15 protein-coding genes are annotated in these 17,353 nt (G+C 72.1%); 2 read left to right on the plus strand and 13 right to left on the minus strand.

The window, feature by feature from the left end; genetic code table 11:
- Positions 1 to 31 precede the first annotated feature (31 nt).
- The 7 genes from Msi02_RS17820 to Msi02_RS17850 all read right to left on the minus strand — a co-directional run bounded on the left by Msi02_RS17820 (position 32) and on the right by Msi02_RS17850 (position 7,574).
- Complete coding sequence (locus tag Msi02_RS17820; protein WP_204049388.1) at positions 32 to 2,824, minus strand: fumarate reductase/succinate dehydrogenase flavoprotein subunit; 2,793 nt, start codon at positions 2,822 to 2,824, stop codon at positions 32 to 34.
- A complete protein-coding gene (locus Msi02_RS17825; RefSeq protein WP_204049389.1) occupies positions 2,825 to 3,580 on the minus strand; it encodes an ABC transporter ATP-binding protein in 756 nt (251 codons plus the stop codon).
- Positions 3,577 to 4,464, minus strand: coding sequence for an ABC transporter permease (locus tag Msi02_RS17830; RefSeq protein WP_204049390.1), 888 nt, complete (start codon positions 4,462 to 4,464; stop codon positions 3,577 to 3,579). The genes Msi02_RS17825 and Msi02_RS17830 overlap by 4 nt, the downstream gene beginning before the upstream one ends.
- The gene (locus Msi02_RS17835; protein WP_204049391.1) at positions 4,461 to 5,873 is read right to left on the minus strand and encodes an ABC transporter substrate-binding protein; all 1,413 of its coding nucleotides are present in this window, start codon (positions 5,871 to 5,873) and stop codon (positions 4,461 to 4,463) included. Before Msi02_RS17835 ends, Msi02_RS17830 begins: the two co-directional genes overlap by 4 nt.
- Positions 5,874 to 5,886: 13 nt before the next feature.
- Positions 5,887 to 6,114 (minus strand): ferredoxin family protein, encoded by a 228-nt coding sequence (locus tag Msi02_RS17840; protein WP_079312946.1) that lies wholly within the window; start codon positions 6,112 to 6,114, stop codon positions 5,887 to 5,889.
- Positions 6,098 to 6,847: a GntR family transcriptional regulator gene (locus tag Msi02_RS17845; protein WP_079312944.1), complete on the minus strand. Its 750-nt coding sequence runs from the start codon at positions 6,845 to 6,847 to the stop codon at positions 6,098 to 6,100. Before Msi02_RS17845 ends, Msi02_RS17840 begins: the two co-directional genes overlap by 17 nt.
- 151 nt (positions 6,848 to 6,998) lie before the next feature.
- Positions 6,999 to 7,574: a TetR/AcrR family transcriptional regulator gene (locus Msi02_RS17850; RefSeq protein ID WP_204049392.1), complete on the minus strand. Its 576-nt coding sequence runs from the start codon at positions 7,572 to 7,574 to the stop codon at positions 6,999 to 7,001.
- Positions 7,575 to 7,696: 122 nt separating this feature from the next.
- On the opposite strand from Msi02_RS17850, the gene Msi02_RS17855 reads away from it, so the two are divergent.
- The gene (locus tag Msi02_RS17855; RefSeq protein WP_204049393.1) at positions 7,697 to 9,916 is read left to right on the plus strand and encodes a glycoside hydrolase family 3 protein; all 2,220 of its coding nucleotides are present in this window, start codon (positions 7,697 to 7,699) and stop codon (positions 9,914 to 9,916) included.
- A 33-nt stretch (positions 9,917 to 9,949) separates the two neighbouring features.
- On the opposite strand, the gene Msi02_RS17860 is transcribed toward Msi02_RS17855, so the two are convergent.
- A complete protein-coding gene (locus tag Msi02_RS17860; protein WP_204049394.1) occupies positions 9,950 to 10,801 on the minus strand; it encodes a hypothetical protein in 852 nt (283 codons plus the stop codon).
- A 232-nt stretch (positions 10,802 to 11,033) separates the two neighbouring features.
- Between Msi02_RS17860 and Msi02_RS17865 the strand changes: the two genes are divergently transcribed.
- Entirely contained in the window at positions 11,034 to 11,186 is a 153-nt protein-coding gene (locus Msi02_RS17865) for a hypothetical protein (RefSeq protein ID WP_204049395.1), read from the plus strand.
- 127 nt (positions 11,187 to 11,313) lie between these two features.
- Here Msi02_RS17865 and Msi02_RS17870 read toward each other — a convergent pair whose 3' ends face one another.
- From Msi02_RS17870 to Msi02_RS17890, 5 genes are all read right to left on the minus strand, one after another.
- Positions 11,314 to 12,666 (minus strand): family 43 glycosylhydrolase, encoded by a 1,353-nt coding sequence (locus Msi02_RS17870; protein ID WP_204049396.1) that lies wholly within the window; start codon positions 12,664 to 12,666, stop codon positions 11,314 to 11,316.
- Positions 12,667 to 12,924: 258 nt separating this feature from the next.
- A complete protein-coding gene (locus Msi02_RS17875) occupies positions 12,925 to 14,358 on the minus strand; it encodes a gamma-aminobutyraldehyde dehydrogenase (RefSeq protein ID WP_204049397.1) in 1,434 nt (477 codons plus the stop codon).
- Between the two features lie 75 nt (positions 14,359 to 14,433).
- The gene (locus tag Msi02_RS17880; protein ID WP_204049398.1) at positions 14,434 to 14,784 is read right to left on the minus strand and encodes a cupin domain-containing protein; all 351 of its coding nucleotides are present in this window, start codon (positions 14,782 to 14,784) and stop codon (positions 14,434 to 14,436) included.
- A 46-nt stretch (positions 14,785 to 14,830) separates the two neighbouring features.
- Positions 14,831 to 16,207 carry an NAD(P)/FAD-dependent oxidoreductase gene (locus tag Msi02_RS17885; RefSeq protein WP_204049399.1) on the minus strand — a complete coding sequence of 459 codons (1,377 nt, stop codon included), beginning with the start codon at positions 16,205 to 16,207 and terminating at the stop codon, positions 14,831 to 14,833.
- On the minus strand, positions 16,204 to 17,343 hold the full coding sequence (locus Msi02_RS17890) for an ABC transporter ATP-binding protein (protein ID WP_204049400.1): 1,140 nt from the start codon (positions 17,341 to 17,343) through the stop codon (positions 16,204 to 16,206). The genes Msi02_RS17885 and Msi02_RS17890 overlap by 4 nt, the downstream gene beginning before the upstream one ends.
- Positions 17,344 to 17,353: the final 10 nt, after the last annotated feature.

Consider the following 17,353-nt stretch of genomic DNA (forward strand, 5'->3'; position numbering starts at 1 on the left):
CTCAACCCACTGTGCCTACTGATTCGCTCGCTCATGCCCGGGCCCCAGCCGGGACCGTGCTCAAGCCTTCGGCCGCCTCGGCCCGCGCGGCGTCCAGCGCCCTGCGGGCGTAGGCCCTGACGTCGGCGTCGGAGTCGCCGAGAGCGCCGTGCAGGGCCGCGGCGACCTCCGGCCGCGTCGCCCATCCGGACAGCGAGAGCACTGCGGCCTTGCGCACGTCGAGGTGCGGGTCGGCCAGCGCCGTCACCAGCGGTTCCACCGCCAGGGCCGGGTCGGCGGCGGCCAGTCCGCGCGCCGCCCCCACCCGCACCTGCCAGGCCGGATCCGCCAGGGCCCGTACGGCCGTCTCCGCGAAGCCCGGCTGCTGGCGGACAGCCGGGCCGAGCCCGGCGAACGCCTCCAGGGCCGCCGCCCGGACGAGCGGGTCGGGGTCGACGGCGAGGCGCGCGACGGCGGGGGCGCCGTCCGGCAGGCCGATGACGCCGAGCCCTCTGGCCGCCCAGACGCGTACCTCGCGGTCCCGGTCGCCGGCGGCCAGCGCCACCCGCTCCGCGTCGTCGAGCGCGACCAGGCCCCTGACCGCCTCGATCCGCACCCGGGTGTCGGCGTCGGCCAGCGCCGCCTCGAACAACGCGGCGTCACCGAGGCGCAGCGCCCGCAGGACGTCCAGGACGGCCGCACGGACGACCGGGTCCCCCGCTCCGCCGTGGCTCCCTCCGTCCTGGCCCGCTCTCGCCTGGTCCGCCTCCGGGTAGCCCGCGACGGCGCGGAGCGACGCGCCGAACTCGGCGGTCGCGGGCAGCACCTCGACGAGTTCGCGCAGGCCGGTGGCCGCCGCCCGCCGCACCGTGCCGTGCGGGTCGGCGAGGGCCCGGGTCAGCGCGGTCTCCACACCCCGGGGCGCGGTCTCGGTCAGCGTCGCGACGGCCGCCCTGCGGACCTTGGGGTCGGCCTCCGCCAGGTAGGGGGTGATCTGGTCCAGCGCGGGCTCGCCGTCGGCGAGCCGCAGGAGTTCGAGGATGCGGGGCGAGCGCCCGATCGCCTCCACCGCGAGCCGCCCGCCCGCCCTGCGCCGCGCCGGGCCCGTCGTGCCGTACGCGCCGAGCAGGACGGGCTCGGCCGGGCGGGGGGCGAAGCCCTCGACGGGCACGAGGTAGGGCTCGACCGGGCGCTTGACGAACTCCATCGCCCCGGCGGCGTTCTTGCGCAGGTTGAGGTGGTAGAGCCACTCGTCGTCGTCCCGGTGGGGCAGGTCGGCGCGGTCGTGGTAGAGACCCCACCTGCTCTCGGTGCGGATCAGCGAGGACCTGGCGGCCATCTCGGCGCAGTCCCTGATGAACGTCACCTCGGCGCAGCGCATCAGCTCGTGCGGAGTCCTCGCGCCCATGCCCGCGATCTCGTCGCGCATCCGGTCGAACGTCTCCAGCGCGATGTCCAGCTTCCTGGCGGTCTTCGGCGGGGCGACGTAGTCGTTGACGAACCGGCGCAGCTTGTACTCGACCTGCTGCTGCGGCGGGCCGTCTGGGTTGCGCAGCGGGCGGTAGATCAGCTCGTGCGCGTCGGCGATCTGGTCCTCCGGCAGGCCGCTCGGCGTGCGGTGGTGCTCGGCGGCGTGGGCGCCGGCGAGGTCGCCGAACACGAACGCCCCGATCATGTAGTTGTGCGGCACGCAGGCCAGGTCGCCCGCGGCGTACAGGCCGGGGACCGTGGTGGCGCCGTTCTCGTCCACCCAGACGCCCGAGGCCGAGTGGCCGCCGCACAGGCCGATCTCGGAGATGTGCATCTCGACGTCGTGGGTGCGGTAGTCGTGCCCCCGTCCCGCGTGGAAGGTGCCCCGGGTGGGGCGCTCGGTGGTGTGCAGGATGTTCTCGAGCGCGGTGAGCGTCTCGTCCGGCAGGTGGCTGACCTTGAGGTAGATCGGGCCGCGGGCCGACGCGATCTCCCCGGCCACCTCGGCCATCATCTGGCCCGACCAGTAGTCGCAGTCGACGAACCGCTCCCCCTCGGCGTTGACCTGGTAGCCGCCGAACGGGTTGGCGACGTACGCGCAGGCCGGGCCGTTGTAGTCCTTGATCAGCGGGTTGATCTGGAAGCACTCGATGCCGCTGAGCTCCGCGCCCGCGTGGTAGGCCATCGCGTATCCGTCCCCGGCGTTGGTCGGGTTCTCGTACGTGCCGTAGAGGTAGCCGCTCGCGGGCAGGCCGAGCCTCCCGCAGGCGCCGGTCGCGAGGATCACGGCACCGGCGGCGACCGTGACGAACCCGCCAGAACGGGTGTCGAACCCGGCGACGCCGACGGCCCGGCCCCCGCTCGTCAGCACGCGGACCGGCATCACCCGGTTCTCGATGCGCACCTTCTCGCGGATGTCGCGGCGGCGCAGCACGCGGTAGAGCACCTTCTTGACGTCCTTGCCCTCCGGCATGGGCAGGACGTAGCTGCCCGAGCGGTGGACCCGGCGCACCGCGTACTCACCGTGCTCGTTCTTCTCGAACTTCACGCCGTAGCGCTCCAGCCGCCGCACCATGTCGTAGCCGCGAGTGGCCGTCTGGTAGACCGTGCGCTGGTTGACCACCCCGTCGTTGGCCCTGGTGATCTCGGCGACGTAGTCCTCGGGGGTGGCCTTGCCGGGGATGACCGCGTTGTTCACGCCGTCCATGCCCATCGCCAGCGCGCCGCTGTGCCGTACGTGCGCCTTCTCCAGCAGGATCACGTCGGCGCCGCGTTCGGCGGCGGTGATCGCGGCCATGGTCCCGGCGGTGCCGCCGCCGACCACCAGGACCTGGCATTCAAGATGCGTACGGTCCGCCGGGGCAGGGATGTCCATTCACAGCTCCTCGATGATGCGGGCGCGCAGCCCGGCGCGGTCGATGTCGGGGGTGCGCGGGTCCGGCACGCGCAGGACGCGTCCGATGCCGCCGTGTCCGCCGCGATGCCCGAGCACGACGACCCGGTCGGCGAGCAGCAGCGCCTCGTCCACGTCGTGGGTGACGAAGACGACCGTGGCGAGGGTGTCGCGGAGCACGTCCAGCAGCAGGCGCTGCATCCCGGCCCGGGTCTGCGCGTCCAGGGCGCCGAAGGGCTCGTCCATGAGCACGGCGCGCGGCGCGCCCGCCAGGGACCTGGCGAGCTGCACCCGCTGCCGCATGCCGCCGGACAGCTCCCGGGGCAGCCGGTCCTCGCAACCGGCGAGGCCGACGCGGGCGATCCAGCTCTCGGCGGCCGCCCTGCGCTCGCGCCTCGGCACGCCGCGGATGCGCAGCGGCAGCTCGACGTTGCGCAGGACCGTGCGCCAGGGCAGCAGCGCGTCGTCCTGGAAGACCATCGCGCGGTCGGGCGAGGGCCCGGTGACCGGGACGCCCTGGGCCAGGACCCGGCCCGCGCGTGGCGGCAGCAGTCCGGCGATCGCCCGCAGGACGGTGGACTTGCCCGATCCGGACGGGCCGACGATCACCAGGACCTCGCCGGGGGCGACGTCGAGGCGCAGGTCCTCCAGCACGGCGTGCCGCCCGTAGCCGAGGGACACGCCCTCCAGGCGGATGGCGAGCCCTGTCTCCAGGGCGGGCGCGGCCGGGGCGCTCATCGGATGTCTCCTTCCGCGCTCTCGCCGGCACGAGGAAGCCAGCGGGTGAGACGCCGGCCGAGCAGTTCGACGGACGCCGAGGCGACCCAGCCGAGCACGCCGATCGACGCCATGCCGACGAGCACCGCCGGGTAGTCGACCACGGTGTAGGCGTGCCAGGTGCGGTAGCCGACGCCGAACTCCCCGGAGATCATCTCGGCGGAGATCACGCAGATCCAGGCGACGCCCATGCCGACGGACAGCCCGCCGAAGACGCCCGGCAGCGTGCCCGGGAGGACGACGTTCCACAGCACGTGCGCGCGCCCGCCGCCCATCGTGCGGACCGCGTCCTCCCACAGCGTCGGCAGCGCCCGTACGGCGTGCCGCGTGCTCACCATGATCGGGAAGAACGCCGCGGCGAACGTGATGAACACGATGCCCTGCTCGTCGGTGGGGAACACCAGGATCGCGATCGGGACGAGGGCGATCGCCGGGATCGGCCGGACGACCTCGACGGGCGGCAGCAGCACATCGGCGGCCCACCGGGACCGGGCGACCAGGACGCCCAGGGCGATGCCGGCCACGGCCGCCAGCGCGAACCCGGTGAGAATGCGGATCAGGCTCTGGGCCAGGTCGAGGTAGTAGATCCGGGTGCCGAGCTGCCGGCCGAACTCCGCCGCGACCTCGGCGGGCGAGGGCAGCCGGTCGAACCGCAGCCCGACGCGGGCGTCCGCGGTCGTCAGCCACTGCCACAGCGCGACGACGACCGCCAGGGAGCCGAACCTGACCGCCCACCTGCGCAGGCCGGCCGCCGTTCTCGTGCGGCCCGTCGCCGTGGCGGCGTCCGCGCTTTCCACGGCGGGGGCACCGGGGCCGAGCGTCGCGTCCAACGCCGGGGTGCTCATCGCGACGCACCTCCCGCCGCGGCCTTCAACGCCTCGTCGTAGCCGACGATCCGTGCCCGGGGGTGCTCCTTCACGTACGCCTGCGCGCCGTCCTCGGTGGTGAAGGGCTTGAACCGCTCCTTCTCGTCCGCGGAGGGATCGCGCACCCAGACGGACCTGTCCGCGAACCAGTGCGTCCCGGTGGCCGCGTCGGGCACGTAGGCGGCCCGTACGGGCCGGCCGCCCGAGGTGGCGGCGGCGATCTGGCGCAGCAGACACGTGGGGGTGGCCGCGGGACGGAGCCGCTCCTCCCCCGCGAGCCAGAGCTCGCCCGCCTTCGCCGGGTCGCTCACGGCGGTCCCGCAGGCCTCGTCGGTCCCGGTGATCCTCGCCGCGTTGACGGTGCTCGCGACGCCGGCCTCGTAGGAGGCGCCGTACGCCTTCCTGATGTAGGAGTCGTTCGCGAACTTCGTCACGTCGACGTCCTTGAAGTCGGTGCCGATGATCTTCAGGTACTTCTCGTCGTGCTGCAGTGCGGCCAGCAGTCGCGGCTTCACGGTGACGTCGAACGAGGCGATGCCGTCACGGCCGTTGTAGAGGTAGACGACCTCGGGCGGCAGGCCGGTGGCCTTCGCGACCGCCTCGGCGGCCTCCACGGGATGCTCGTGGAGGTAGTTCGTCGCGTCGATCTGCGCCTGGAGGAACGCCTGGAGCACGTCGGGGTGCTCCTTCGCGTACGCCTGCCGTACGACGACGCCGTGGAAGGTCGGCACGCCGAGTGCCGACCCGTCGTACACGAGCCTGGCCTGGTTCTTGAAGACGAGCAGTCCCGGCCAGGCCACGAACTGGGCGTATCCCTGCACGTTGCCCGACTGCAGCGCGGACGCGCCGACCGGCGGCTGCTGGTTCACGACCTCCACGTCCGTCGCGGGGTCGAGCCCGGCCCGCTCCAGCGCCTGGACCAGCGTGCCGTGCCCGGCCGACCCCGAGCTGGCCGAGACCTTCTTCCCCTTCAGATCGGCGAGCGTCCGCACGTCCGACGACGGAGGCACGACGACCGAGTTCAGCCCGCCGCGCAGGTTGTAGCCGGTCACCGAGACGAGCTCGGTCCGCGCGGAGGGCACGCCCTGGGTGCGGGAGGCGTTGATGAGAAGCGGGTAGTCGCCCATCGACCCGATGTCGATCTTCCCGGCCACCATCTTGGCGGTGATCGGCGCGCCGGTGTCGTAGTCCTGCCACTCGACCCGGTATCGGTCGCCGAGGCGCTTTTCGAGGTAGCCGAGGCCGCGCAGCAGCGTCCCGGCCGTCACCGTGTTGATGGTCTTCGACTGGTATCCGACGACGACCGTCTGCCTGCCGTCGTCGGCGCCGGCGGACACGGAGCACCCGGCCGCGGCCAGCAGCGCCACGGCGGCGAAGAGCTTACGCATGGGAGGTGTCCTTCTATCGGAGCAGGTAGGGGATGTTCACCGTGACCGCGTCCGCGGGGCACCGGTCGGCGCAGGGGCCGCAGTACCAGCACTCGTCCACGTGCATGTACGCCTTGCCGCTGACCTCGTGGATGGCCAGCGAGTCGAGCGGGCACACGTCCACGCACAGCGTGCAGCCCTCGATGCACAGCGACTCGTCGATCGTGACGGGCACGTCGACACGGCTATTGACCAGGGTCATCGGTGTTCCTCCAGAGATGGCCGCGCATGGTGAGGCGGTCGCCGCGGAACCTGACGAACTCCAGGTCGACCGGGCGGCCGTCGGACAGATGGGTGAGACGCTCGACCATCAGCAGCGCCGCGCCGCGCGGCGCGTCGAGGACGGCCGCGGTGTGGGCGTCGGCGTTCACGGCCTCGATCGTCAGCTCCGCCACGCCGAGCGGCTGGCCGGCGACCCGTTCCAGCAGCACGAACACGTCGTTGTGCACGAGGTCGGCGTCGAAGAGCGGCTCCCCCACCTCGCGTACGAGGTAGGTCAGGTCGAGCGAGAGCGGCAGCCCGTTGAGCCTGCGCAGCCGCTCCACGTAGACGACGGACTCGCCCGGCGGCAGGCCGAGCCGTCCCCGGACGGCGGCCGGAGGCGGGATCAGCCCCATCGCGCGGACCTCGTTGGTGACCTCGCCGTGCTCCCGGAGGGTCTCGGCGAGGCCGAGCAGCCGGTGCAGGCCGTGCGGGTACTTCTCCGCGGCCACCGTGGTGCCGACACCCGGGCACCGCTCAATGAGGCCCTCGTCGCGCAGCAGATCCAGGGCGTCCCTGATCGTGTTGCGGGAGGTCCCGAACTCCCGGGCGAGGGCGGACTCGAGCGGCAGGTGACCACCGCCGAAACCGCCGTGCACGACCTCCCGCCGCAGCAGGTCGGCGACCTGGCGGGCCCTGTCCGCCCGGCGCCGTCTCGCGTCCGCCAACTCCATGAGGCCAAAGACTATCTTCCAGGTAGGAAAACCTGGATAACGGCGGGATTACGCCACTCCGGAAGGTCGCCGAACGCCTTCCACCTGCGGTTACACGCCGATACGGCCGACAACCGCCACCCTCGCGTACGCGCCGGCGGCCCCCTGAACGTCAGGCGGCGAAGAAGCGGTCGGCGAAGGCCTCCCACTGGGCGAGGAAGTCGATGCCGTCGTCACGCAGCCAGTTGAGCTGCAGGCCGTCGAGGAAGGCGAGCAGGTCCACGGCGGCCGGACCCGGATGGGGATGCCAGGCCAGCAGGTAGCGCTCCAGCATGGCGCGGCCCTCGTGGAGCCGCGTCCGGAAGTAGGCGTGCGCGGGGTGCGCGGGGTCCAGCGCCTCGGCCGACAACACCGTGTACAGCTGCACGAGCGAGCGCTGCGCGAGGTTGCGGCGGACGAATCCCGACATGACCGCGCGGGCGGTGGCCGCGTCGGGCGCCGGTTCCAGCGTGTCGACCACGCTGGTGAGGTCGAGGGTGTCCCGGCGTTCGAGTACCGCGATGAGCAGTTCCTCCCGGGAGCGGAAGTGATGCAGCAACCCCGCCTTGGTCATGCCGCAGGCCGCCGCGAACGCCTCCAGCGTGACGCCCTTGAATCCGGAGGCGGCGATCAGCTCGGTGGCCGCCTTGAGGATCTCCTCCCGGCGTTCTGCGGGCGGCAGCCGCCGCCGTCCCGGTGAGGCGGTCATGCCGTCCTGGCTCCTCGGAGGCGGGGGTTGATTTCGATCACGGTACCAGCCTAGGTTATCTACCGTTTGGTAGATAGCGTGGTGGACAGCCCTGCCGCGCCTGTTCAGAGAGCTGTGTGCGCATGTCGACGCCCTCTTCTCCCACCACCTCTCCGACCGCCTTCTCCGCCGCCGTCGCCGCAGTGCGTGCCGGACGGCCCGTGGACGAGGCGGCCGACGACCTGCTGGCGCAGCTGACCCGGGAAGAGCGCCTGTGGCTGCTCGACGGGGACCTGGAGTTCTGGCCGGGCATGGCCGACATGATGACCAACGGGTACAACCTCACCCCCATCCCGATGGGCCGGGTCGAACGGCTGGGCATCCCCGGCCTGTTGTTCTCCGACGGCCCGCGCGGCGTGGTCATGGGTAAGTCGACCGCGTTCCCGGTCTCCATGGCCCGCGGCGCCACCTGGGACGTGGACCTCGAGGAGCGCGTCGGCACCGCCATCGGGCGCGAGCTGCGCGCCCAGGGCGCCAACTTCTTCGGCGGCGTGTGCGTCAACCTGCCCCGCCACCCCGCCTGGGGCCGGGTCCAGGAGACGTACGGCGAGGACCCGATCCTGCTCGGCGAGTTCGGCGCGGCGCTGACCCGGGGAGTGCAGCGCAACGCCATGGCCGTCGTCAAGCACTTCGCGCTCAACAGCATGGAGAACGCCCGCTTCAAAGTCGACGTCACCGCCGACGACGCGGCCCTGCACGAGGTCTACCTGGCGCACTTCCGCCGAATCGTGGACGAGGGCGTGTCGGGTGTCATGACCGCCTACAACTCCGTCAACGGCGAGTGGGCCGGGCAGAACGAGCACCTGATGGAAGGCGTGCTCCGCGGGATGTGGGGCTTCGAAGGCGTCACCGTCTCCGACTTCATCTGGGGCCTGCGCGACGCCGCCGCCTCGCTGCGCGCCGGGCTGGACGTGGAGGAGCCCTTCCGCCAGCAGCGTGCCCAGCACCTGCCGGCCGACCTGGAAGAGGGCCGGGCGAGCTGGGACGACGTCGACCGGGCGGCCCGCCGCGTCCTGCGCACCCAGCTGCGCCACTACGCCGCGCTCACCGAGCCCGAGCCCCCGCTCGACGTGGTCTTCAGCCCCGAACACCGCGCGCTGGCGCGCGAGGTCGCCGCCCGTGGCATGGTGCTGCTCAAGAACGACCCGGTCGGCGACGCGCCCCTGCTTCCCCTGCATCGGGACGCCCTCACCTCCCTGGCGGTCATCGGGCGCCTGGCGGACGTGGCCAACACCGGCGACAACGGCTCCTCCGACGTACGCGCCCCTGAGGTGGTCACCGCCTTGCGGGGCCTGACCGAGGCGCTCCCCCAGGCCCGGATCACGCATGTGGCCGACGACGACCCGGCGGCGGCCGCCGCCGCGGCCGCGCAGGCCGACGTCGCCGTCGTCGTCGCGGGTTACACCGCCGCCGACGAGGGCGAATGGGTCGGCGGGGACGTGCTGGCCGACCCCGGCCTGCTGGCGCTGTTCCCGCCTCCCGGCGACGACCCCGCAGGGCAGTCGTTCGCGTCCTTCCTGGCCGAGCCCGGCGCGGTGGACTCCATCAGCGGGGGAAGCGCCGGCGGCGACCGCGCGAGTCTGCGGCTGCGGCCCGTCGACGCCGACATCATCCGGGCCGTGGCGGCGGCCAACCCCCGCACCGTCGTGGTGATCGTCACCGCCGGGGCCGTCATCACCGAGGAGTGGCGCGACGCCGTCCCCGCCGTGCTGGTCTCCTGGTACTCCGGCTGCGAGGGAGGCCGGGCCCTGGCCGACGTGCTGCTCGGCGACGCCGACGCCGCCGGGCGACTGCCGTACTCGATCCCGGCCGCCGAGGAGCACCTGCCGTACTTCGACCGCGACGCCACCGCCATCACCTACGACAAGTGGTTCGGCCAGCGGCTGCTGGACCGGGACGGCCGCACGCCGGCCTTCCCGCTCGGGTTCGGGCTGTCCTACACGAGCTTCGCCCTCGGCGACCTCACGCTCAGCGCTCCCGACGACGACTCCTTCACCGGCGTCGTGACCGTGACCAACACCGGCCCACGCGCGGGCCGCCACGTCGTGCAGCTCTACGGACGGCCCACGGGCATCGACGCGGTCGCCGACGACTTCCCCACGCGGGTCCTGCTCGGCTTCGCCACCGTCGATCTGGCGGCCGGAGCATCCGCCCGGGTCACCGTACGCGGCTCGACCCGGCCCCTGCGGAGGTGGACGCCCACCGGGTTCGTCCCCGCCTCCCTCACGGCCGTGATCGAAGCCGCCTCCTACGCGGGCGACCCCGACGCCGTCACCGCACCCGCCGAGCTCGCGCTCGCCTGACCGCGACGGCGGCCCCTCCATCCCGGGCCGAAGCTAGTGGGCCGGGTCGGGCTCGGGGACGTACCCCGCCAGGTCGTCCTGCTCGACGACCTCGTCGGCGGGCGGGGCGGTGATGACGAGACGGCATCCCCAGCCGGTGTAGCGCGTGTCCGTCCGCGCGAACACCGACGTCTTCGCCGCCCCCAGGGTGTCGGTGGTGACCAGGCGCGCGACCAGGCCGTCGCGGCCGGTCCAGAGCCGCCAGGAGATCTTCCCCTTGCTCTTCCTGGCGGACAGTCCCGAGAACGGGTCGACGTAGCGACCCTTCGTGACCCTGCCCATCTCCTTGTGACTCATGGTGCCCTGATAGAGGCGGCCGCCGGAGACGGGCGTGCTCCTCGACCGCTTCAGCACCGCCTTCAGGACGGACGGGTCGTAGACGTTGACGGGCTGCAGGCCGGCGGCCGGGGCGAGGTAACGGGTCATGCCCGCGGCGTGGTTCCTCCGGATCCACTTCTTGCCGTCGGGGACCGGCCCCGGATACTGCGCGACGTCGTAGTACACGTCCTTGCCGACCCGGATCACCCGATAGGAGGGCGCCTTCTCTGACGGCTTCCCGCCCGGGCCGTTCCCAGGCTCGGGTACGTCGCGCCAGGTCAGGTCGACCGCCACCACGCCCGAGGGGCCGAACTGCACCCTGCCGCTGATCCGGAACGCGCTCCTGGACTTCGCGCCGAAGAACACGCGTGCCGTCTCCGACGTGCGGACGCCGTGCTCCTCGCGGAACTGCCGCTTGAGCGCGTCCACCGGATCGGGGGGACCTCCCTGCGCGACCGCGGCGGGGCCCGCGGCGACGGACGCGGACGTGATCAGTACGGCGACTGCCAGGGCAGTGCATCGTCTCATGGGGGGTTCGTCCTTGTGTCGGGCTGCTGCGACGTCTCACGGCATAAGTGCCTATGCGTGAAGTGGTCATCTTCCCAGAAGGAAGCGCCACCATGCTTCCACCGCACCACCAGACCGATTGCGAACCGCAAGGTCCTCTGGCACTTCACCATGTCGCTGGACGGTTTCGTGGCGGGACCGGACCATGAGCGCGACGATCCCGGCCGCGAACGCGATCTGACATCCTGTGCGGATGCGACAGGTCACCGTGCTCGGCAGTTGTGGTGCCTTCCCCGAACCGGCCGCCTCCGTGGCGGCCGCCAGGCCGGCGTTCGGCGGTGACGTGCTGGCCGCCGAGGAGGGTCTCACCGTCGAGATCGGGGACGCCACATCGGTGCGGGCGTGATCGTGCAGGACGTCCCACACGGTAGCGCCGGACTCCGGATGCCGCACCGCCGGCGCCCGACGGGCCGGGCGAGCCCGTTCAGGCCGCCGGCGTACGGCCGGGACCCCCATCCGCGGGCACGCGGTGGTCAGTCCTTGCTGTGCCCCGGGTTCCGGCGCGCCACGTACAGGCGGTTGCCCTCGGGCCCGGTCCACTCCAGCCGTACGACACCGGGCACGGCGGCGTCGCCGATGCGCGACGGGTCGGCCCAGTAGCCGAAGTTGGGGTTGCGGAAGAACGTCGCCCACAGCTGGCCGCTGCGATCCACGAAGATGTTGTTGTGGCCGGCGCCGACGCCGAGGGTCCACCGCTTGGAGTACGGCCCCTCGAAGCTGTCCGCGACGGCGATGATCGCGTCGTACTGGTACTGCACGCGGCCGGCGGCGGCCGTGTCGTAGGCGTACCGCGTGCTGCCGTCGGCGTTGACCGACGAGCGGTCCCACGCGGCGTGGATGAGGTAGTACTTGCCGCCGTACTTGAACACGTACGCGCCTTCGAGATACGGCTCGGGCGTGTAGGGCGTCTGCTGGAACTTCGGCAGGTTCGTCGTCGGGATGATGTCCTCCATGTCATCCCGGAACTTCGCGTACAGGTTGTTGTGCAGCACGAGCCACGCCTCGTCGCCTTCGCTGTAGAGGCCGCCGTCGATGTGGTGGTAGGCGCCGGGCTTGATGAAGGCGGGCCCGCCGATGAAGGAGTCGCCGAAGGGCTTGTCGTAGTTGCCCTGGACGAGCCGGTACGGGCCCTCCACCCCGCCCTCGCTCACGAGCATGAACGAGCCGACCTTCTGGGAGTGGTCGCCCATGCACGCGACGATGTACCACTTGCCGCGGAAGTAGTGCACCTCGGGCGCCCACGCGTTGCCGCGCTTGCCGAACTGGTCGTCGTACCAGTACTCCTGCCACGGGGCGACGACCGTGCGCCCGGGCCGGTTCTCGCCGGCGAACTCGGGCGACCACACCTTGCCCTTCTCGGCGTCCGGCCGGATGCCGGTCGTGTCGGCCAGCTTCCACGGCCCGTGCAGGGATGTGGCCGTCCACACGAAGATGCCGTCGTTCCACGGGGCGGCCGCCTCCAGCCCGGGCACCCGGGTGGTGCCCGTGGCGACGTAGACCGGACGACCGCCCACGTCGAAGCAGTTGACGTAGGTGTCCCGCATCCAGACCCGGCCGAGCTCCTCGTCGCGGGGGCGCAGCTCCAGCGGGAGGATGAAGGAGTTGTCGTCACGCGGCCACAGGTCCACCCGCGTGTCCGCGAGGCCGTACGGCTGGAGCTCGGGCCAGTTCGACGGGTACCGCCCCTTCGGCGCACCCCCGTTCGGCAACTCCTTCGGGTCCGCGTGCGCGGCGGCCGCGGGCAGCGCCGCCGCTCCCAGCAAGCCCGCCACACCGGCCAGCACGGACCTCCGGCCCACGTACAGCCCGTTATCGGAACCAGTCATCGGTAGCGTCCTCCTTTTCTCACGCAGGGCGCGGGCGCCCTGCCGGGAGGACACGGTAGTGAGACTTATTTCGACAGTGAACAGACGACAAAAAGGTTCCTGGCGGGCCCGCGCCGGGCCGGACGCCGCGTCCCCACCGGCCACGGAAGTCCCCATCCGTCATTTCCGGGCCCGGCACGAAAGCACCCGGCGGGGGCACGGAATAGCCGGCGATTCAACGCCGAATCGCTCTCCGCATCAATCGCGAATTCGAAATTCTCACACGTCGATGTTGCTCATGACGTGCTTGATCCGGGTGTAGTCCTCGAATCCGTACATCGACAGGTCCTTGCCGTATCCGGAGTGCTTGAACCCGCCGTGCGGCATCTCGGCGACCAGGGGGATGTGCGTGTTCACCCACACGCACCCGAAGTCGAGATTGCGTGCCATGCGCATCGCGCGGCCGTGGTCCTTGGTCCAGACGGAGGACGCCAGTCCGTACTCCGTGGAGTTGGCGATCCTCAGGGCGTCCGCCTCGTCGGTGAACGGCTGCACGGTGATCACCGGGCCGAAGATCTCCTTGCGGACGATCTCGTCCCCCTCCCGCAGGCCGGACACCACTGTCGGGGCGTAGTAGAAGCCGCGGTCGCCGACCCGGCCGCCGCCCGTCTCGACCGAGGCGTGTGCCGGGAGCCGCTCGACGAACCCGGAGACGTGCGCGAGCTGGGTGGCGTTGTTCAACGGCCCGAAGTCGGGCTCGGCGACGCCGGGACCGGTGCGGTGGGCGCGCGCCTGTTCCACCAGGGCGGCCGTGAGCGCGTCGTGCACGCTCTCCGCGACCAGGACCCTGGTGGCGGCCGTGCAGTCCTGCCCCGCGTTGTAGTACGCGGCCCCGGCGATCTTCCGGGCGGCGGCCTCGATGTCGGCGTCGGCGAAGACGACGACGGGCGCCTTGCCGCCGAGTTCCAGATGGACGCGCTTGAGGTCGGCCGCGGCGCTGCCGGCCACCTGCATGCCGGCCCGGACCGAACCGGTGATGGAGACGAACTGCGGGATCTCGTGCTCCACCAGGGCGCGGCCGGTGCCGCGGTCACCGCACACGACGTTGAAGACACCCGGAGGCAGGAACTCCGCCGCGATCTCGGCCAGCAGCAGGGTCGAGGCGGGAGTGGTGTCCGACGGCTTGAGCACGACCGTGTTTCCGGCCGCGATCGCCGGAGCGAACTTCCACACCGCCATCATCATCGGGTAGTTCCACGGCGTGACCTGGGCGCACACGCCGATCGGCTCCCGCCGGACCATCGACGTGTGGCCCGGCGCGTACTCTCCGGCGGACAGTCCGGACAGGTGCCGGGCGGCGCCGGCGAAGAAGCGGACCTGGTCGGCCATCGGCGGCACCTCGCCCGACGCGGTCGCTCCACGCGGCTTGCCGGTGTTGCGGCACTCCACGTCCACGAGCCGGTCGGCGTTCGCCTCGATGGCGTCGGCCAGCCGCAGCAGCGCGCGGGCGCGCTCCCTCGGGGTCGTGTCCCGCCAGGTCTCGAACGCGGAGGCCGCCGCGCGCATCGCGACGTCGACGTCCTGCGGCGAGGACACGGGCGCGAGGGCGTAGGGCTCGCCGTCGCACGGATCGATCAGCTCGGAGGTGGCGCCGTCGGCCGTGTCGGTGTGACGACCATTGACGAAGTTCTTCAATACCGGCAAGTCAGACACTGGTGGAAATCTCCTGAAGTTGCGCTTTGTTCGGCCGATACGGCCGGGGAGACCAGGGAAACCCGGACTGAAGAGTCACAGGCGCGTGGTCACGTACGTCTTCCGTACGGTCTCGTGGACGTGCCACTCACCCCGCCAGCCGGCCGGCATGACCAGGGTGCTGCCGGGGCCGGCCTCCTGCTCCGTGCCGTCGGCGGAGACCACGGTCACCCGCCCGGAGAGGATCTGGCAGATCTCGTGGTAGCCGTCCCGTACGGCGGTGAACCTGCCGGGCGTGCACTCCCACACACCGGCGCTGGTCCTGCCGTCCTCGGAGGTCCACACGGCGAGGGTCGCCTCGCGCTGGTCACCCTCGACCGAGGTCGGCTTGGGCGCGGCCGGTCCGAGGACGGCAGTGCTCGCGTCGGGTACGACGATGCTGGTCAATTCGATCTCCTGCTGGTCTGGTGTGTGTTCGTACGAGTTGGGCCGCTCAGTGCCGGCGGGCCACGGCGTCGGCGATCCTGGCGATGGGCGAGGTCGTCGTGCGGCCGCCCACGATCTCGGCCCGGTCGGCCGCGCGGTAGGCGGCATACATCCCGCGCACGCCGATCCAGCGCAGCGGTTCCGGCTCCCACCTGCGCACCTTCCTGCCGACCCAGGGCAGCCGGGTCAGTTCGGTGTCGGCGCCGAGGACGAGGTCGCGCAGGGTCCTCCCGGCGAGGTTGGTCGTGGCCACGCCGTGGCCGACGTAACCGCCGGCCCAGCCGAGCCCGGTCCGGCGGTCCAGCGTCGCGGTCGAGCACCAGTCCCTCGGCACGCCGAGGACGCCGCACCAGGCGTGCTCGACCGCGGCGTCCCGTACGGCGGGGAACAGCCGCACCAGTGCGTCACGCAGGGCGCGCACCGTCGTGGCGTGCGTGCGCCCGTCGTCGTCAGTGCGGGAACCGAACAGGTAGGGCACCCCGCGCCCGCCGATGGCGATGCGGTCGTCGGCCGTCCGCTGGGCGTAGATGTAGGCGTGGGACATGTCGCCGAGCAGTTCGCGGCCCTCCCAGCCGATCTGCTCCCACACCCGGTCGGGCAGCCGCTCGGTGACGATGAGCGAGGAGTTCATCGGCAGCCAGGTCCTGCGCTCGCCGGCCAGCCCGGCGGTGAACCCCTCCGTGGCACGCAGCACGAAGTCCGCCCGCACGGCGCCGTACGGCGTGCGCGCCTCGTGCGGCACGATCTCCGTCACGGGGGTGGACTCGTAGATGCGCACCCCGAGCCCCTCGACGACCTTCGCGAGTCCCTGCACGAGCTTGGCCGGCTGGACCCTGGCGCAGTGGGGGCTGAACGACGCGCCGAGGGCGCCGTCCACCCGGATCCTGGCCGTGGTCTGCTCGGCGTCGAGTTGCTCCACGTCGGTGTCGCCCCAGGCGCGGGCCGCGCGCACCTGGGCGGTCAGGCGCGGCAGGTGGGACGGGGCGTGCGCCACCCTGAGGATGCCGCCCTTGACGATGTCGGCGTCGATGCCCTCGGCGCGCGCCACCGCGATGACCTCGTCGACGGTCTCGTTCATCGCCCGCTGGAGGGCGTGCACGCCTTCGCCGCCGTGGGTGCGGGCGAACCTGCGGGGCGACCCCGCGAGCGCGCCGGTCAGCCAGCCGCCGTTGCGGCCGGAGGCGCCGTAGCCCGCGAACTTGCGCTCCAGGACGACGATGTCCAGCCCCGGCTGCGCCTTCTTCAGGTAGTAGGCCGTCCACAGGCCGGTGTAGCCGGCCCCGACGATGCAGACGTCCGCCTCGATCGGCCGGTCCAGGGGCGGGCGTCGCGCGGGCAACCCCGTCTCGCGGTACCAGAACGACACTCCGCCGTTGACGGTCACGTGAAGATCCTTTCGGTGGTGGGGTCGTCGGGCAGCAGGACGCAGTCGTCGGGATGCCAGCACAGGCGGGCGCGGTCGCCCACTCTCAGGTCGCTCGACGTGCCCGCATGCTCGCGTACGAGGCCGCGCCCGCCGCCGGGCAGCAGCACCTCCAGCTTGCGGGCCGACCCGAGATAGATCTCCTCCACCACCGTGACCGGAACCGCGTTCGCACCGGTCCCGGCGGCGTCGAACCCATCGGGCTCCAGGCGGAGCCGTTCCGGCCGCACGACCAGCGCGGCCGGTCCGCTGCGCACCCCGCCGGAGGCCCGTACGGCGAAGCCGTCCAGGTCGAGCCGCGACCGGTGCCCGTCCGGCGTCGCGGTGCCGCGCAGGATCGTGGACTCGCCGAGGAACCGGGCCACGAACAGCGTGGCCGGCCGCTCGTACAGGTCCCGGGCGGTGCCGACCTGCTCGATGCGGGCGTTGTTGAACACCGCGATGCGGTCCGAGAGGATCAGCGCCTCCTCCTGGTCGTGGGTCACGAACACGAAGGTGGACCCGACCTCCCGGTGGATGCGCTTGATCTCCAGTTGCAGGAACTCGCGGAGCTTGCGGTCGAGCGCGCCGAGCGGCTCGTCCATGAGCAGGACGCGGGGGCTGAACACGATGGCCCGGGCGAGCGCGACCCGCTGCTGCTGCCCGCCGGACAGCTCCCGGGGGTAGCGGGAGGCGTGGCCCGGCAGTTGCACGGTCTCCAGGGCGGCGGCGACGAGGCGGTCGCGCTCGGCCCTGGGCACCTTGCGCTGGCGCAGCGGGAAGGCGACGTTCTGGGCGACCGTCATGTGCGGGAAGAGCGCGTAGTGCTGGAACACCACGCCGATGTCCCGTTTGTGCGCGGGCACGTCACCCACGGGCCGGTCGTCGATCCGCAGGGTCCCGGACGTGATGTCGGTGAAGCCCGCGATCATGTTGAGGGTCGTCGTCTTCCCGGAGCCGGACGGCCCCAGGAACGTCATGAACTCCCCCGGCTCCACGGTGAGGGTGACGTCGTCGACGGCGGCGGAGCCGCCGTAGCGCTTGGTCATGCCGCTCAGGTCGATGCGGGCGCCCTTGCCTGCGGGCAGGGCCGCCCCCTCGGGCCGGTCAACGGGCACGGTTCCTCCT

Source organism: Microbispora siamensis, assembly GCF_016863095.1.
Lineage (GTDB): Bacteria > Actinomycetota > Actinomycetes > Streptosporangiales > Streptosporangiaceae > Microbispora > Microbispora siamensis.

What these genes read in the sequence shown, in the direction of transcription:
- Msi02_RS17820 (WP_204049388.1), bottom strand. Translation starts at nt 2,824, where the DNA reads ATGGACATCCCTGCCCCGGCGGACCGTACGCATCTTGAATGCCAGGTC.
- Msi02_RS17825 (WP_204049389.1), bottom strand. Translation starts at nt 3,580, where the DNA reads ATGAGCGCCCCGGCCGCGCCCGCCCTGGAGACAGGGCTCGCCATCCGC.
- Msi02_RS17830 (WP_204049390.1), bottom strand. Translation starts at nt 4,464, where the DNA reads ATGAGCACCCCGGCGTTGGACGCGACGCTCGGCCCCGGTGCCCCCGCC.
- Msi02_RS17835 (WP_204049391.1), bottom strand. Translation starts at nt 5,873, where the DNA reads ATGCGTAAGCTCTTCGCCGCCGTGGCGCTGCTGGCCGCGGCCGGGTGC.
- Msi02_RS17840 (WP_079312946.1), bottom strand. Translation starts at nt 6,114, where the DNA reads ATGACCCTGGTCAATAGCCGTGTCGACGTGCCCGTCACGATCGACGAG.
- Msi02_RS17845 (WP_079312944.1), bottom strand. Translation starts at nt 6,847, where the DNA reads ATGGAGTTGGCGGACGCGAGACGGCGCCGGGCGGACAGGGCCCGCCAG.
- Msi02_RS17850 (WP_204049392.1), bottom strand. Translation starts at nt 7,574, where the DNA reads ATGACCGCCTCACCGGGACGGCGGCGGCTGCCGCCCGCAGAACGCCGG.
- Msi02_RS17855 (WP_204049393.1), top strand. Translation starts at nt 7,697, where the DNA reads ATGTCGACGCCCTCTTCTCCCACCACCTCTCCGACCGCCTTCTCCGCC.
- Msi02_RS17860 (WP_204049394.1), bottom strand. Translation starts at nt 10,801, where the DNA reads ATGAGACGATGCACTGCCCTGGCAGTCGCCGTACTGATCACGTCCGCG.
- Msi02_RS17865 (WP_204049395.1), top strand. Translation starts at nt 11,034, where the DNA reads ATGCGACAGGTCACCGTGCTCGGCAGTTGTGGTGCCTTCCCCGAACCG.
- Msi02_RS17870 (WP_204049396.1), bottom strand. Translation starts at nt 12,666, where the DNA reads ATGACTGGTTCCGATAACGGGCTGTACGTGGGCCGGAGGTCCGTGCTG.